This is a genomic window from Sphingobium sp. EM0848 (assembly GCF_013375555.1).
GTDB lineage: Bacteria > Pseudomonadota > Alphaproteobacteria > Sphingomonadales > Sphingomonadaceae > Sphingobium.
This window is the reverse complement of record NZ_JABXWB010000003.1, coordinates 220,769-236,372: the sequence shown is the minus strand read 5'-3', so window position 1 is coordinate 236,372 and position 15,604 is coordinate 220,769. Positions and strand designations below refer to the sequence as shown.

Genomic DNA, 15,604 nt, shown 5'->3' with positions numbered 1-15,604 from the left:
ACATGCCCATTCTCAGAGATCAGCGAGGTGGTGTGCTAAGGGCTTGGAGGGCGATTCCACCATTTATCTGGATGTTCTCGCCAGTTACGAAACAGGTATCGCTGGCCAGCCAGGCTGCTGCGTCTGCGACATCCTGCACCGTGCCAATCCGGCCCATTGGGATGAGCTTCCGGACTTCTTCCCGAGCAAGCGAATCCCGCATTATGCCGCCAGCCATTGGTGCATCCAACGTAGCGCCGGGAGACAAGCTGTTTACCCTTATGCCGCGATGCCCGAAATCAAAGGCGGCCGATCTCACTAGCACGTCGCCGGCCGCCTTTGTTGCCATATAGGCCGCATGGTCCGGGAGTAGGGCTTGCGATGTCACCGAAGAGATTTGAATTATCGATCCACCCGCGGTCATCGCTCCAAGCATTGACTGCAGAAATAGGAAAGTCCCCGTAAACTGAACGTCGACAACCCTTTTTAACTCTTCTATCGTCACTTCCAGGAAGGGTGCGACCAAGTTCACGCCCACAGCGTTGACCGCTATATCAACCTTGCCGTATCGGCCCTTCGCGCTGTTAACAAGTGCGGCAAGGTCGTCCTTTTCGGTGATATCACAGCGAACAGCTGGAACGCCGAGTTCGGAGCCGATCTTTGAATTCGCGTGACGATTGCGCCCAGCGATGACGACGTCAGCTCCCAGATCCCGAAATCGCCGAGCGATTGCAAGGCCAATATTTCCAGCGCCGACACCAAGCACGATGGCCGATTTGCCATTAAGGTCGATCAAAGCGAGTATCCTTGAGAGTGATCAAGGCAGGCATTGTGAGCGAAGAAGACCCCAACGGGCTCTGGCCGCATCGATCACGACTGCCATCGGTCACGAAGGCTACCTCGCCATCAAGGCGCGTCATGCCGATCTCTCCCTTGCCTTATCGCTCCGACCGCATTGGCGATGTTGTTAAGTTCGAAGATGGCAGCCTGCTCGATGGCCCGTGAATCTGCAGTCCACCCATGCTCAAGCTCGACAAGGTGAGTGAACGTGTCGCTCTTGAGCGCTTCGGCTAGAAAGCACGTGAGATCCAAGGTGCCTCCGCCCGGCTGAACGCGACCAGGCATATCAGCTAACTGGACCACGCAGATATGGTCACGAGACTTTTCCCAGGCCGCATGGATGTCGCCGTCCATGGCCTGAACGTGTCCTGTGTCAAAGATCAGGCGGACGGCCGCGTGATTAGTCGCGGCCAAGAATTCAAGCGCACTGTCGGTGGACGTCAGCATCAGATCCGGCAATGCGATCATAGGCTCGATACCGATGGTGAGGCCCGCAGCCGCGGCCCGATCACCGGCTCTGCGAAGATGCTCGGAGGCGGCAGCCAACTGTTTGGAGCTGGAAAGCTCCGGCGTGCCCTGCAGAACGACGGCCAGAACCTTCGCCCCGACCTTGCAAGCCAAATCGATGGCGCTGTCGAAAAGCTGCTTCAGCTCGTCACAAGCAGTCCTGCCCGTCCGGGCAAATAGCGGAGTGAACATGGTCTGGAAGGACGCATAGGCTATCCCGCCACTCTCCAGCCCATGTTCACGCATCGCCGCGATGATGCTTTCGATCTGCGTTGCGGGACGGCTGATCAACCAAGGATCGAATACCCCAGCGAAGCCCTGTTCCGCGATGAAGCGGATCTGGACTATTGGATCAGGAGTCCCGACGCTGCGCAGGAACAACGGCTGCTCCGGCGACAGATAGCCCAAATGAGGCGCAAAGCGAATGGGGCCGCCGTAGGTCACGAGCGCCGATCCTTCGTCATCATGTCTGAAACCTTTTCCGCAGCCATCATCACCGGCAGGTTGGTCCCCGCAGCCATGAGGGTCGGGAAGATTGACGCATCAACGACGCGCAGTCCATCGACCCCCACCACGCGGCAGCGTGAATCCAGCACAGTGGCTTTCTGCGCGGGATTTCCCATCCGACAGGTTCCTGCGACATGGCCGCCCGGCAATACGGATCGCAGCACCTCTTCCCGCAGCGCGTCGGAATCGGCCAATACCTCGCTCAGGTTCCGGCCCGCCCGATCGAGGAAACGATCACGCACGAATGCAGGAGTGGACAGTCCGATCGCACCAGCAATGCTAAGCAGCTGCGCTTGCATATCGTTCTGCATGAGCTTGTAGACGAGCGGTGAGAAGTATGCCGGGAAGAAGGCGCGGTTGACGAGCTTTCTTACGGATGGTTGCGACAGGAACTGCCCAAGAAACAATACCCCGCCCATCATGCGCTCCAGGTCCCGGTAGTCGCTCAGAAGATTGAAGCTGACATCGAGTTCTCGGGAGGCCTGCAGCTTTATGACACCTGTCGAGTACACCTTGTTCAGGATCAGCATCAGGTTGGCAATCTGGGCCGCGATGGGATCCCAGTTCAACTGGTTGGGTGTCCGCTCCCACACGTCGATCGTCATGTCGGTGGAAGGACAGCCCGGAACGCCCGAAGAGTATCGAACGAGCATCGGGCACGGATGCGCCACAGCCCGCGACTGGCGGCCTGCCCGTTTCAAATGAGCGCCCAACGTCAGGAGCGGATGGTTGGCCAGGTTCGCGCCGACGCCTGGGCGATCGGCCACCGTGGGCAAACCGGCAGCGGCCAGGTCAGCCGCGGGCCCAATTCCAGATCGCAGCAGGAATGCCGGGGAATGGATCGCTCCCATGCAGAGGACCGTCTCGGCGGCACGAATTGCTACGTTGCGCCCTCTGTCATCTACTTCAGCCCCAGCGACGCTCGATGCATCGATCATCAGCCGCTGCGCGGTCGCGCCTGTTAGGATCGACAGATTGGGGCGCCCTCTGACTGCCGCGGTCAAATAGGCGTCGGCAGTAGAGTGGCGGGCGCCATTGTTCAGATTGAGCGGGACCGCGCCGTATCCATCCCCTTCGTCGATATTCAAGTCACGCAGTTCTTTTAAGCCCTGTTGCCTCAAGGCCTCGGCGATCCCGCGCGTCAAACCGCTCCACTTTTCGGGACCGATACGACCGATCTTCAAAGGGCCATCGCTGCCATGATCGCCACCCGGGAAATCTTGATCCGCTTCGACCTTTTTGAAATAGGGAAGGACCTGCTCCCAGTTCCAGCCAGTGACGCCCAGTTGGCTCCATTCGTCGTAATCGGTGGGAAGGCCTCGCTGGCAATGCATCCCGTTGATGGCCGACCCGCCTCCGAGTACCTTAGCCTGGCTGAACGGTAGAGTGGGCCCCGATCCGGTATATTTGGCAGTGACGGTCGACCAGACAAGGCGAGGATTACCGTAAGTGCGGAACCGCGCGTCTCGGACGATGTCGGCATCCGGCCCCTCGGAAGGCGAGTTCCCGGCTTCGACAAGGATTACACGGACGGACGGATCCTCGCTGAGGCGACTGGCCATCACACAGCCAGCCGACCCTCCTCCCAGAATCAGATAGTCACACTCTTCGACATGTTGTGCCGTTTTCATCCGATCCTCTCACCGCAGCCATGCAAAGACTGTCTGTTCGTTTCGATCTACGCCATCGGCGCGTCATCATCGGCCCTGGAGCTCCTCTGACATCGACGCCGGTCCCGCTACAGCAACTTTTCAGTTTCACCGGCGGCACAGATCCGTTTGAAACGCAGTCCCCCGCCGCCGGAAAAACCGCATTTCGATCAAGCCGGCCAGCTACCTTCTAACGGCGGCCCCATATGGGCGCCTGCCCCTTGCTGCGGCTTCCGGTCGGACAAGATCGGGATAACGTCACGGATCGCGCGACGAATGCGCGTGTCAGGGTCAGTCCAAACGTCCAGCAGATAGCTACCTTCAGCAGCCATGGCCCGCTCAAGTGCGGCCGGCAGGTCGGCTGGATCCGTCACTCGCTCGCCGTCGACGCCCTGTGCTTTTGCCAAGGCGACGAAGTCGGTGCTCTCCGGCAGGTCCACCCAAGGGTTTTGAATGCCCCAGAGGCTCATGCCTTGCCGGTTGGCGTACAGGCAGTGGTTATTGTCGATGACGATGATGACCTTCATGTTACGCTCGGCAAGCGTCGAAAGCTCCATGCAGTCATAGTAGAACCCACCATCACCATGGTAGCTTACGACTGTCCGCTCCGGCGCGGCCAGCTTCGCCCCCATTGCGACAGGCAGACCAGCGCCGAGCGACATGTAGCGCGAGCCGAGCGGCATCGGCGTCACTTGCTTGTAGTGGAACGACCGATACAGCATGAACGCTTGACCGCCGCTGTCCCCTACAACGATAGACCCTTCCGGCAGCGCCTTGGCCATCTGGTCTATCAGGTAGTATTGGTTAACCTTCTTGTCCGAGCCTGGATCGCGGCAAAGCTCGTCGTGGTACTTGAACCACTCTTCCTTTGACGCGGCGATCGCATTGACCTCGGCACCACCCGACGCCGGTGTCACGTTGTTCTTCTTGGCACCGTCGAGAAGCTGCCGCAGGACGACCTTAGCGTCGCCAGTGATGCCAAGCGTCGGCTGAAAAATCTTGCCGAGCTGATTCGGGTCCACGTCGATCTGGATCACGTTGCTGGGCTTGTCGATGTTCCAAGCGCCGGTTGTCATCTGGGAGAAGGTCGTGCCGACCGCAATCCACAGGTCGGACTGCTGGATGATGCTGTTGGCACTTTCCCAACCGAATGACCCAACGACACCAGCAAACAGGGGGTGATCGTCGGAAACCGCGCCGCGACCGCCCCAGGAAGTGGACACCATAGGTATCCCGAGCGACTCGGCGAACGCTTGCAGCTCCGCCGTGGCCTGCGCCAGGTGGACGCCACCACCTACGAACAGGATCGGCGACTTGGCACTGGCGATCATGCTGAGAGCGCGGGCAATGGTCGCCTCCGAAGCGGCCGGTGGCTCGGGCAGCGCCAGGGGCTCCACGAGGCAAGCCGTCTCGTGCGTGACAGACTGGAGCGTCAGGTCAAGGACGCTGGAGCCCGGCCGCCCAGTACTTGCTGCAAGCACAGCTTGGCGAACCGCAAGCGGGAGGTCATCAGCCAGGACAGCTTTGCGGGCATGCTTGGCGATGGGCTTCAGGGCAGACAGCAATTCGGCCGAGTCCTGCAGACCTTCGCGAAAATCGAGCGAACTGTCGAGGTTGACGTCCATCATGAAGAAGGGCGTGCTGTCGACCTTCGACGCATAGACCACCGGAGCAGCGTGCAGCGCTCCGACACAGTGGAAGAGGCAGGCTGACGCAGCCCGTCCCTTCACCCGGTTATAGCCATATGAAATCCAGGCGCCAGACAACTCTGTGCGGGCATTCATGTTTGCCATGCCGCTCGTGGCGATATGGTGGATGATGGCTCCAGTACCGCCACCAGAGTACCCGACCACAAGGTCCACGCCGGACGCATGCAGCGCCTCAACTACGGCTTGGCCGCCCGAACGAGACACCAGTGCGTCGCTTTCACCCGCACCGTCAGATTGTTGATCATTCATGTCAAACGCCTCTCCAACGAATATGCAAGAGATAAATCCGGTCGATTTATCTTGTCAAGCAGCTTTCCATTTATGGAAGTTTACATTAGGCCGTAAGACGGGGCCACCCCTACAAATCCGTAGTAGAACCCAGTGATATCAAGTGCTTGTTTGTTACCTTCAGTTTGTCAGCTCTTTTCAAAGAGGGACTAGATAATCTCATTAATTGACAGATATTGACCCGCACTCTTGCATCTCTCCACTCCTTCTGATAGCCGGCGGTAAACCTGTATAGGGCAGACATCGGCCAAAAGGATCCCGGCAGTTGCATCTGATTTCCATGCTCACCAAGCGTACCAACTGGGTTCAGGACGCCATCCAGAGTGCGCTGGATGCAAATGGCGTGTCGTCGCTCACACGCGGACAGCTTTTCGTCATCGCGAACGTCGCTGCGGGAGAAAAGAGAGCTGCAGACATCGCTCGCAACCTGGGCATCTCTCGCCAGGCAGTAAGTCAGATTATCGCGGAACTGGTCGAGCGAGACTTTATCGATGTTCGCGAGGATCCGCAGGATCGGCGGGTGCGAATCATAGTTTTGAAGTCGGGATTGGGCGAAGGAGACGAGATTTGCTCGCGAATTTTCCAGGCAATCGAACGAGAACTGATGGCCCGCATCGGGAGCCGGCGATTGAAGAATCTTTACGACGCGCTTGATGCCGAGTGGGGTGAACCGCCGGAAATCGGAGCGTTGCCGGACCAAGGCTTGCCTGCCGAGAACTTCGCCGTCACCTTGTGATGGCGTGCCGCCAAGAAGGCGAGCCTGGGAACAGCCCGGGACAGAATCTGCGCGGCGCACAGGCAGTTCGCATCAAGATGGCGCTTGCGGGCCAACATTTCATAACATTAAGCGAGAGGATCCAAAGATGCACCGCCAACCCACTTTTGAAAAGTATTCGCCTTTTTCAGCGGACCAGATTGATGACCCATTCCCGATCCTGGCCGAAGCGCGGGAAAACGCTCCTGTCTTCTTTTCTCAAGAACTAGGTATGTGGGTGGTCACACGATATGCCGATGTTCGGAATATTTACGAAAATCCGGAAATTTTCTCCAATTCGGCGGTGCTCACATCGCGAACGGAATTACCTGCGACGATTGTAGCGGAATTTGGCGATTGGCGTCCACCGCTCGACAAAGAGGTCGTGATGACCGATCCGCCGGATCATACCCGGTTAAAGCGCCTTATGATGAAGGCGTTCACACCAGGCCGCATCCTCAAGTTCGAGCCGTGGATCCGCGAGATCGTCGAGGACCTGCTCGACGGACTGGACGGCGTTGAAGAGTGTGACATTATCGAACGGTTCACCGCCGCGCTTCCCCCGCTCGTCATCGGGAGGCTGATGGGGGTGCCCGCCGAGGACGCGCTGAAGTTCGGTAAATGGGTTGGAAACATCGTCGTTCTTGCCGGTACCTGGCAGTTGAGCGAAGAAGAGACCCTTTCCTGCTGGAGAGGTATCCGCGAGTTCGAGGACTATGTGCGCGGGCTTGTTGCTCTACGTCGCAATAATCTTGGTGAAGACGTCGTCTCCTACCTAATCGAAGCCAAGGGCGATGAAGGTGAAGCGGCGCTCGACGACCAAGAATTGTTGCACAATGTTTTTAACATCGCGGGAGCAGGTGCCGACACGACAGGTCAGTGGCTGACGGTAACACTTTACTGCCTGTTGTCCGGCGACCGCGAATGGGATCGTGTGGCTCAAAATCGGGCACTTATCCCCGCAGCCCTGGAGGAGTCGCTCCGCTATCGCGGTGTTGTGCGATCGCTTGTGCGCAAAGTGACTCGAGAAGTGACCCTTGGCGGCATCGACATTCCTGCCGGCGATTTCGTACTTTTCAATCTCACCTCTGCCAATAGAGACGGTGCCGTAATTTCTGACCCGGACAAGTTCCTCATCGACCGGAAAAACGTGCGCGGCCATATAGGATTCGGGCACGGCGCCCATACCTGTTTGGGTGCTTCACTCGCCCGACTCGAAGCGAAAGTCGCACTCGAATGCTTGATGGACCGCTTCCCGAACCTTCAGTTGGCCCGCGGGCAAAGTGATTTGAAATACCAAAACAACCTAATGATTCCCGGCGTGAAGAGCCTGAACGTGAAGCTCCAATAGAGCTTCACGTGCACCCGCACTGGAGTGCTTCTGAAGCCTCAAAAAGTGGCTGTCGCAAACTTTGGCGCGGGACGCAGTTTGGCTCTTTGACATAGTGGATTATGCCGCGAGGTGGTCGAACTGCTCGGCGAGGGACAGATTTCGGGTGTCGTTGGCGGCGATCATCTGGCCCTTGCGGATCATGTGGACGAGTTCGATGCCGCCGAGGATGATGGCGGCCGCGCGCTCGGACTTGAAGCCGAGCATCGGGCGGATCCGGCGCTTGATGCGCCGATGGTCCTGCTCGATCCGGTTGTTCATGTACCGGCTCTGCCGGACCTTGAGCGGCTTTGTGTCCGGCCGGTTCCGCATCCGCACTTCAGCGTGGCATTTCCGGGCCGCTTCCAGGTTGGTCTGGCTGCCGTCGATGGTTACCTGCACGGGCAGGCCATGGCGCGCATAGGCCCTGCGGAAGAAACGCTTCGCGTCCTTGAGGTTGCGCGTAACAGGAAGTCGACCGTGGCGCCGCTCTTGTCGATCGCCCGATACAGGTAGGTCCACTCGCCCCTGACCTTGATGTAGGTCTCGTCGACGTACCACTTGCCAGTCACAGGGCGCTTGCGGGCGTTGAAAGCATCGAGCAGTTGCGGCGTGTAGCGCACCACCCGGCGGTGGATCGTCGAATGATCGACGCGAACACCCCGCTCGGCGATCATCTCCTCCAAATCCCGCAGGCTCAAGGCGTAGCCCAGGTACCAGCGTACGCACAGCAGGATCAGCGAACCTTCGAAAGACGACCTTTGAACAACAATCCCATCCCTGACAGCCTCGTCAGGCCAACCTTCTCACACTCAACGAAATTTGCGACAGAACCCATGAGGGTCATGACAACGCGAAGGGGAAACCAATAGGCGATATCGGAAGAAAAGTCACATGCATTGCCGAGATCTTCCATGCGATCGACAAATTTTTTCGCAATGGCTGCGATCTGCGGTTCAAATTTTCGAAGATTCTTCGGGCCGAACCAGTCCATCGTAACGCCACGATGGGGTCCTCGTAACATTTGTGCAAAAAGTGACGCTAAGCAAGCTATTGAAATTGCGCATGAATTCCAGTTAGAATCGCCGTAACATGCTGATATAAAACAATATCCTGTTATTTTCGCGTGGCTGATGCAAATCGATGCCCGGCGGTTAGATTGGAAGGCTGATTGGGCCGGCAGAGGACGAGTCGTGGGCGACTGGGCGAAGCGCTACCTTGGCTGGGATCACTTTCCCGCCATGCTCGAGGCGCTGGAGATCGACACCTTCTTCACGCTTGTGGGCGACGAACCTGCGGCAATCCAGAGCCATCGCCGCGACATGAACCGCCTCGCGATAGCCATCCAGATTGGTTACATGCGCATGACCGGCATGGCGCTCAATTCAGTGGAAATGATCCCTTCGGCGGTGCTGGTGCATGTCGCCGGCGAACTGCAAACCCCTCCGCAGCTCACGTCGATCCGGGCGCTCTATCGCCGTCGGCGCACCCTCCATGAACATCAGGAAGCGGCGCGCGAGATCCGGCGGGAGTTCGAGGCAGGGGTGCAGGCCCGCTTCACGCCGCTCCTCGCGAACATTCCGGCCAGCGAATGGGGCGGCCGCCTGGCGGAGAATCGGGAGGGTATTACACGCCTCGAATGGCTGCGTGCCGGGCTCCGCTCGAAGAGGCCGCAGGGGATTGAAGACCACCTCGCCAAGATCCGGTTTCTCAAGGAGCTTGGTGCGCAACAGCTTGATCTGGGGCTGACGGAGACGGTGCTGGTTGCACTTGCGATGCCGATATCAGCTCGGAAGGCCGCAACGCTTGGCCGGCTCGGGTCTGCCAATATGCTCGCACTGGCCTGCTTCCGGCGGCTGACCTTCTTGCGCCTCAATGATCAGGGCCTGACGTTGCTCGATCACCGGTTCGCCGACCTGTGGCGTCAGGCGCGTGGACGCGCGGAGGCCAATGACGCGCAGGCCCTGCGCCGGTTGCGGCATCTGCCAATTGACCTGGCGGCGCTCGGCCGTGACGAAAGCCTGGGTGATGATGCGTTCCGCAGCGCAGCGCTGGCGATGCTTGAGCCGTTCGTCGGGAACGTGCTGTTTGTACCCCGTAGCCGGGTTGCCGCGGTGCGGGCAGAGCTCGCCGCGCAGGAACGGCAGGTGACCGAGACACTCGCGGCCCTGGCCGAGTTCGAGCTTGATACATCGGCAAACCCGAACCTCTCCGCGGCGATCGGCACATTGGCAAAAGCGCCGAGCGAACTGGCCGCCGGCACCGGCAATCCCTTCGGCTCGACCTGGCGGGATTTGCTGGTATCGCAGGATCGCAAGGCCGCCCTCGGCGCGTTCAACGCCGCCACTTTGCTGCTGGTCAAACGCTCGCTACGCAACGGGCAGGCGTCCTGCGGCGCCAGCATCGAGCATCGCTCGCCTGAAGATCGCCTGCTCCCGGCGCAGCTGTGGCGCCGCAGTCACAAACTGCTCTCACGCTCGCTGTCCCTGCCCGGCTGCCCTGAACGCATGTTGTCCCGGATCAGGGCGCAGCTTGGCATCAGCCTGGAAGCGCTCGCCGAAGCGGTGAAGGCGGGCGAGCTGCGCATTACCAACAACCGTCTCGTTGTGCCCCGGATCAAGGTCGACCCGGAGCCGCCCGAACTCGCGGCGTCGCGCCGCCAGCTGTTTGCACAGATTGGCAGCGTCCAGATGGCAGACCTCATGGTCGAAGCCGACAGCAGGGCCCAGTTCTCACGGACGCTGCTCGGCCGCCCGCCCCATGGCGAAACCGAGCTTGCCCTCGTCTATGCTCCCATTCTGGCGCTCGGCTCTGACATAACCGCCGCCGATATGGCGCGGATGGTCCCGCCGTTCAGCGCCGAGGCGACCGGGGTGATGATGCGCCGGCTCGTCGCGCAGAAGCGATTCAGGGTTGCCAACGATGTCATCCTCGGCGCCTTCTCCCGGCTCCCCGCCGCCCACTTGTGGGGAGACGGGCTTTCGGCGTCATCCGACATGATGAGCGTCGAGACAAGCCGGCGCCTGTGGGCCGCCCGCCACGATCCCCGCCGCCGCACGCCTTCGATCGGGACCTAAACCCACGTGCTCGATCAATGGCCGATCCTCTACGATCGCCCAATCCTGGTGAACCACCGCCAGGCTGGTGCGGCAATCGAAGGTGCACTGCACCGTCCGGAAATCGAACGCGTCGCGGTCGACACGCACGGGTTCACCCATTTTGCGATGGCTATCGCCAAGGCGGTCGGTCTTGATCTGTGCCCGCGCCTGGCCGATCTGGGTGAGCGCAAGCTCTATCTCCCACGCGGCTTTGCGGTGCCCGAAATCCTTGCGCCAATTGCCCGCCCTTGTGTGTCGGCCCGGACAATCTCCAAGGGCTATGATGGCTTCCTGCACGTAGCGGCCTCGATCCGGCATGGTTGGTGTCCCGCTACCTAGGCGATCGAGCGATTTGGGGTCGCCGCTACTGGCGCGGCCATCCATCAGACCGGCGAGACAATCGGCAAGCTGCTGCGCACGATCTACCTCGCCGACTACCTTTCCAACGCCGAATTCCGGCGGACCATCCATGCGCTGTTGGCTCAGGGCGAGGCCGTGCACCGGTTGCAACGCGCGATCCATGACGGCCAGATCGGTGGCACGCATGGCCGAACCGGCGAAGAGCTGACCGCGATTTCCGGAGGGCTGACGCTGCTCACCAATCTGGTTATTTTCTGGAATGCCGCAAAGATCGATTCTGTCATCGCCGATGGCCCTGACAAATACCCGCATGCGCATTTGGCGCGCATCGCGCCGATTGCACACGCCCACATCAACATGCGCGGGACAGTCCAGTTCAGTATCGAGCTTTACCGCGCCGCCTTGCTCGATCGACCCTCACAGGCAACCGTTCGGGCCCAAAACGCCGGAGCGACGTGAAAATAACAGGATGTTGCGCAATATCAGTATGTTACGCCACAAAAGTCGTAAGCGGGGCAAATTTCCGGGCAGGGGGACTGGACAAGGTTGGTTTGGCGTGATTCACACTGCCGATGACTTCGGGCAACGACATTGGCGGTACAAGAGGCGAGGAGGATATTCGTCGGGTTGTTGCTGCGCTGGTTGAGCGTTGCGACCGTCTGGAAGCGACGAACCAGGATCTGCTGATCGAGAGGGCGGCTGACAAGCTGGAGATCCAGGCATTACGGGACGAGATTGCGCGATTGAAGGGCGATCCGCCGCGTCCCCGCTTCAAGTCGAAGCCATCGGGGATGGAGAAGTCGACGTCACCGACACCGGGGAAGAAGCGGAGCAAGCGGAGGCGTGGGGCGGTGCAATCGAAGCTCACCGTCAGCCGGGATGTGACGCTGAAAGCGGCAGTTCCTGATGGCTCACGTTTCAAGGGTTACGAAGACGTCTTGGTGCAGGATCTTCGGCTTGAAGTTGACGTCATCCGCTATCGTCGCGAGATTTGGCGGGGTCCTGATGGTAAGCGGATCGCAGCAGAGTTGCCGGCGGGCATTTTGGGAGGCTTTGGCCCCGAGCTACGGCGCTTTATCACGGCGGGTCATTTCCAAGGTCAGATCACCAGCGAACGGCTGTGCTCGATGTTGAACGGGATGGGTTTGGCCATTTCCAAACGCCAGGTCGTACGACTGCTCAGCCGTGGGCTCGACGATCTGGTTGCCGAAGATCGGGCGATTTTAGCCACGGGGATTTCCACGGCGCAATGGATCAATGTCGACGACACTTCCGCTCCGCATGCTCGCAAGAATGGGTATGTCACCCATCTTGGGGATCGGCGCTTCGCGGTGTTTCGCAGCAGCTTTTCCAAATCGCGGCGCAATTTTCTCAATCTTCTTCAGGCGGGCATCAGCCATTTTGTCGTCAACGACGAAGCGCTAGCCAAAATGCGCGAGATGAACCTCGCGTCCGAACCGATTGCCGTGCTGGAAGCCCACGAAGCCAAGCATTTTGAGAGCCCCGAGGCGTGGCAGGCGCATCTTTGCGCGCTGGGCTTTGACAAGTTGAGCGTCACGCCCGATCCCACCAAGGTCGCGACCGAAGGCGCGCTATGGGGCGCCCTTTGCGAACAAGGTCTGCTCGGCGACACAGCTATCGTCTCCGATGGCGCCGGTCAGTTCCGCGTCGGCAGCAACCATGCGTTGTGCTGGGTACATGCAGAAAGGCTGGTCCACAAACTCCATCCCCGCTCGAAGAAAGATCGTGAAGCGCTCGAACTCATCCGCACGTTGATCTGGTGGTTCTACGCCGATCTCAAAGCCTGGCAAAAGCATCCGGATCCCAAACGGGGCCGTGCCCTCAGGGTTCGTTTTGACCGGATCTTTGCCCGCAAAACCGGCTTTGTGATGCTCGATCGGCAATTGGCACGCCTCTACCGCCAGAAAAACGATCTCCTGCGCGTTCTGACACGTCCCGAAATCCCGTTGCATACCAACGGTTCGGAAAACGATATCCGCAGCTTTGTCACCAAGCGCAAAATTTCCGGTGGCACCGTTAGCGAACAAGGACGGATCGCTCGCGACATCATGCTCGGCCTGATCAAAACCTGTGCCAAGCTTGGCGTCTCCTTCTACCAATTCCTCGGTGATCGCTTCGCCGTTCCCGGCGCGCCATCCGTTCCATGGCTGCCGGACCTCGTCAGCGCCGCTCCCGCCTGACCGCCCGGGAGTTTGCCCCGCTTACACAAAAGTCTGAATTTATCGCGCATATTCAATGGCTTGCTTAGCCTCACTTTTTGCGCATATGTTACGAAACCCTCTTATAGGGCTCGACCGCCGCATTGGCCGTCATCGTCATGCCGGCATAGACGGGTCCATAATCCGGGACATTGCGGCAGAAGCCCGCCCAGGCGAGCATTGACCGATCGGAGACCGAGAACCAGCTGCGCGTCTTCGACCCGGGATCGCCATTCGAGTTGGCGAAGTGAGTGAGTGGGATCGGCCAGGCAATGCCGGCTCGCCGAATGGCAGCGGCGAGCGCGCAGCTCGCTTAGTCGAGGAGGGACGCGCCACTGTAGCCGCGCTGATCGGGGAAGCCGCGCCCGAGATTCTTTTCACCTCGGGGGCCACGGAAGCCAATAATCTCGCGATCCTCGGTGTCGCGAACAGCCAGGGCGATCGTCAGCCTGCACGGCGAACAATTCTTATCTCCGCTGTCGAACACAAAGCAGTTCTCGAGCCAGCCGCGTGGCTCGCCTCACATGGTTTCAACGTCGAGCACATCTCCGTTGAGCCCTCCGGACGGATTAATCTCGAACACTGGCGAGATCACTACCCCCTGATCGTCGACGACAACGTTATGAAGAGGGCCCCGATCGGGGCCCTCTTCATAACGTCATGCCTGCATCATCACTGGCCTGCTTTTACTCCGCCCCGCTGGCCTGGAATCCGACCGGCGTTGGCACATGATCGCATCGACCATGCGGCTGAGCACGCGCGCGGTATCGGCGATGCTCTCGCCGCGGTCGATCTGCGTGGAGCCCGCGTCCATGACGATGGCGCTGCCGCCGAGTTGGCGCATCGCCATGTCGAACGAGACGCGCGTGCGCGTCGAGTTCTTCTCGAAGATCATCGCCAAGACATGGCCGGTGAGAGGCGCGTCGGCATCGGGCCGGCCCTTGGTCCAGGAAATCCCGGCAGAGTCCTGGCGCGTGGCCTTGCGGTCGAGCGCGTCGCCCAGCATCGCGGCGACGGCATCGCCGCCCGCGTCGGTGAGATCGATGAAATGTCGGGTCATTTTCCTGCAGGCTCCGCCCCATAGCTCGCGGCGCCGGCCGAAAGCTTTTCCATGAATTCGTCAAGATGGCTGTCGTCGATGACGAGCGGGGGTACGACCCGGATCGTATTGTTGCCGCCCGAGACGGTCAGCAGGCCGTGGTTGTCGCGCAGATGAGCGACGAAGCCGCGCGGTTCGACCTTGAGCTTGATGCCGAGCAGCAGCCCGCGGCCGCGGACTTCCTCGAACAGCTCGGGATAGTTGCCGATGAATTGCTCGAGCCGGCCGGCTATCTTGGCACCTTTGTCGCAGACGTTGGCAAGGATGTCCTCGGCCGAGAAAGCGTCGAGCACCGCTTCGCCGGCGGCCATGGCCAGCGGGTTGCCTCCATAGGTCGAACCATGCGCGCCCACGACCATGCCGCGCGCCGCCTTTTCGGTGGCGAGGCAGGCGCCGAGCGGGAAGCCGCCGCCGATGCCCTTAGCCGTGGCGACGATGTCGGGCGTGATGCCATACTGCTCATAGGCGAAGAAGGTGCCGCTACGGCCGTAGCCGCACTGGACCTCGTCGAGCGCGAGCATCAGATCGTGCTCGTCCGCCAGCGCGCGCAGGCCCTGCAGGAAGGCGTCGGAGGCGGCGCGGATGCCGCCTTCGCCCTGGATCGGCTCGACCAGGAAGCCCGCGGTATTGGGCCCGATCGCCGCCTTCGCCGCATCGAGATCGTCGAACTCGACGTACTTGAAGCCCAGCAGCAGCGGCAGGAAGCCCTTGTGCATCTTTTCCTGGCTCGATGCGCTGATCGTAGCGAGCGTTCGGCCGTGGAATGCCTGGTTGAAGGTGATCAGTTCGAACTTGTGCTCGTTGCCGCCGTGCTGGTGGTACGAGCGCGCGGTCTTGATCGCGCATTCCACCGCTTCGGCGCCAGAATTGGTGAAGAACACCGTGTCGGCGAAAGTCAGGTCGACCAGCCGCTGGGCCAGGCGCTCACCCTGCAGGCTACCATAGAGATTCGATACGTGCATGAGCTCGCTCGCCTGGCGCTGGATCGCACCGATCAGGCCGGCGTGCGAATGGCCGAGGGCATTGACCGCGATGCCCGCGGCGAAATCGAGATAACGGCGGCCGTCCTCGCCGATCAGGTGGCAGTGATCGCCGCGCACCGGCCGGAACTCGCACCTTCCATAGACGGGCATGAGCGGGGTGATGGACATCGTCAATTTCCTCTGCATTTCGAAATCGAAAGTCTGATCGTCACATCGCCGCTTTTGCGATGCTTCGGGAAACGC

Annotated in this window: 10 protein-coding genes and 3 pseudogenes; 5 read left to right on the top strand and 8 right to left on the bottom strand. The window is 60.2% G+C overall.

The window, feature by feature from the left end:
• Window positions 1-19: 19 nt before the first annotated feature.
• The 4 genes from HUK73_RS17230 to HUK73_RS17215 form a co-directional block, all read right to left on the bottom strand.
• Window positions 20-775 (bottom strand): SDR family oxidoreductase, encoded by a 756-nt coding sequence (locus HUK73_RS17230; RefSeq protein WP_176593233.1) that lies wholly within the window; start codon window positions 773-775, stop codon window positions 20-22.
• A gap of 110 nt (window positions 776-885) precedes the next feature.
• Window positions 886-1,770: a TIM barrel protein gene (locus tag HUK73_RS17225; RefSeq protein WP_176593232.1), complete on the bottom strand. Its 885-nt coding sequence runs from the start codon at window positions 1,768-1,770 to the stop codon at window positions 886-888.
• Window positions 1,767-3,464 (bottom strand): GMC family oxidoreductase, encoded by a 1,698-nt coding sequence (locus HUK73_RS17220; RefSeq protein WP_176593231.1) that lies wholly within the window; start codon window positions 3,462-3,464, stop codon window positions 1,767-1,769. Before HUK73_RS17220 ends, HUK73_RS17225 begins: the two co-directional genes overlap by 4 nt.
• A gap of 188 nt (window positions 3,465-3,652) precedes the next feature.
• The gene (locus HUK73_RS17215) at window positions 3,653-5,440 is read right to left on the bottom strand and encodes a thiamine pyrophosphate-binding protein (RefSeq protein WP_176593230.1); all 1,788 of its coding nucleotides are present in this window, start codon (window positions 5,438-5,440) and stop codon (window positions 3,653-3,655) included.
• 304 nt (window positions 5,441-5,744) lie between these two features.
• Between HUK73_RS17215 and HUK73_RS17210 the strand changes: the two genes are divergently transcribed.
• Entirely contained in the window at window positions 5,745-6,215 is a 471-nt protein-coding gene (locus HUK73_RS17210; protein ID WP_176593229.1) for a MarR family winged helix-turn-helix transcriptional regulator, read from the top strand.
• Window positions 6,216-6,342: 127 nt separating this feature from the next.
• Window positions 6,343-7,584, top strand: a complete 1,242-nt coding sequence (locus HUK73_RS17205; RefSeq protein WP_176593228.1) for a cytochrome P450 — start codon at window positions 6,343-6,345, stop codon at window positions 7,582-7,584.
• A 99-nt stretch (window positions 7,585-7,683) separates the two neighbouring features.
• On the opposite strand, the pseudogene HUK73_RS17200 reads toward HUK73_RS17205, so the two are convergent.
• Window positions 7,684-8,375: pseudogene (locus HUK73_RS17200) on the bottom strand (IS6 family transposase).
• Window positions 8,339-8,596: a hypothetical protein gene (locus HUK73_RS27265; RefSeq protein WP_176593227.1), complete on the bottom strand. Its 258-nt coding sequence runs from the start codon at window positions 8,594-8,596 to the stop codon at window positions 8,339-8,341. Before HUK73_RS27265 ends, HUK73_RS17200 begins: the two are co-directional and overlap by 37 nt.
• 139 nt (window positions 8,597-8,735) lie before the next feature.
• Here HUK73_RS27265 and HUK73_RS17190 point away from each other — a divergent pair.
• The 3 genes and pseudogenes from HUK73_RS17190 to HUK73_RS26880 all read left to right on the top strand — a co-directional run.
• Window positions 8,736-11,519: pseudogene (locus HUK73_RS17190) on the top strand (Tn3 family transposase).
• A 113-nt stretch (window positions 11,520-11,632) separates the two neighbouring features.
• Window positions 11,633-13,261 (top strand): transposase, encoded by a 1,629-nt coding sequence (locus HUK73_RS17175; protein WP_218036409.1) that lies wholly within the window; start codon window positions 11,633-11,635, stop codon window positions 13,259-13,261.
• A 265-nt stretch (window positions 13,262-13,526) separates the two neighbouring features.
• A pseudogene (locus HUK73_RS26880) lies at window positions 13,527-13,862 on the top strand (aminotransferase class V-fold PLP-dependent enzyme); the annotation flags it as partial.
• Between the two features lie 75 nt (window positions 13,863-13,937).
• Here the strand turns inward: HUK73_RS26880 and HUK73_RS17165 are convergent.
• Window positions 13,938-14,339, bottom strand: coding sequence for a hypothetical protein (locus tag HUK73_RS17165; RefSeq protein WP_255326402.1), 402 nt, complete (start codon window positions 14,337-14,339; stop codon window positions 13,938-13,940).
• On the bottom strand, window positions 14,336-15,529 hold the full coding sequence (locus HUK73_RS17160; protein WP_176593224.1) for an aspartate aminotransferase family protein: 1,194 nt from the start codon (window positions 15,527-15,529) through the stop codon (window positions 14,336-14,338). The genes HUK73_RS17165 and HUK73_RS17160 overlap by 4 nt, the downstream gene beginning before the upstream one ends.
• Between the last annotated feature and the right edge of the window lie 75 nt (window positions 15,530-15,604).

Bases quoted from the DNA above. Each gene is read 5' to 3' on its own strand.
- HUK73_RS17220 (WP_176593231.1), bottom strand. From the start codon at position 3,464: ATGAAAACGGCACAACATGTCGAAGAGTGTGACTATCTGATTCTGGGA.
- HUK73_RS17215 (WP_176593230.1), bottom strand. From the start codon at position 5,440: ATGAATGATCAACAATCTGACGGTGCGGGTGAAAGCGACGCACTGGTG.
- HUK73_RS17205 (WP_176593228.1), top strand. From the start codon at position 6,343: ATGCACCGCCAACCCACTTTTGAAAAGTATTCGCCTTTTTCAGCGGAC.
- HUK73_RS27265 (WP_176593227.1), bottom strand. From the start codon at position 8,596: ATGGACTGGTTCGGCCCGAAGAATCTTCGAAAATTTGAACCGCAGATC.
- HUK73_RS17175 (WP_218036409.1), top strand. From the start codon at position 11,633: ATGACTTCGGGCAACGACATTGGCGGTACAAGAGGCGAGGAGGATATT.
- HUK73_RS17165 (WP_255326402.1), bottom strand. From the start codon at position 14,339: ATGACCCGACATTTCATCGATCTCACCGACGCGGGCGGCGATGCCGTC.
- HUK73_RS17160 (WP_176593224.1), bottom strand. From the start codon at position 15,529: ATGTCCATCACCCCGCTCATGCCCGTCTATGGAAGGTGCGAGTTCCGG.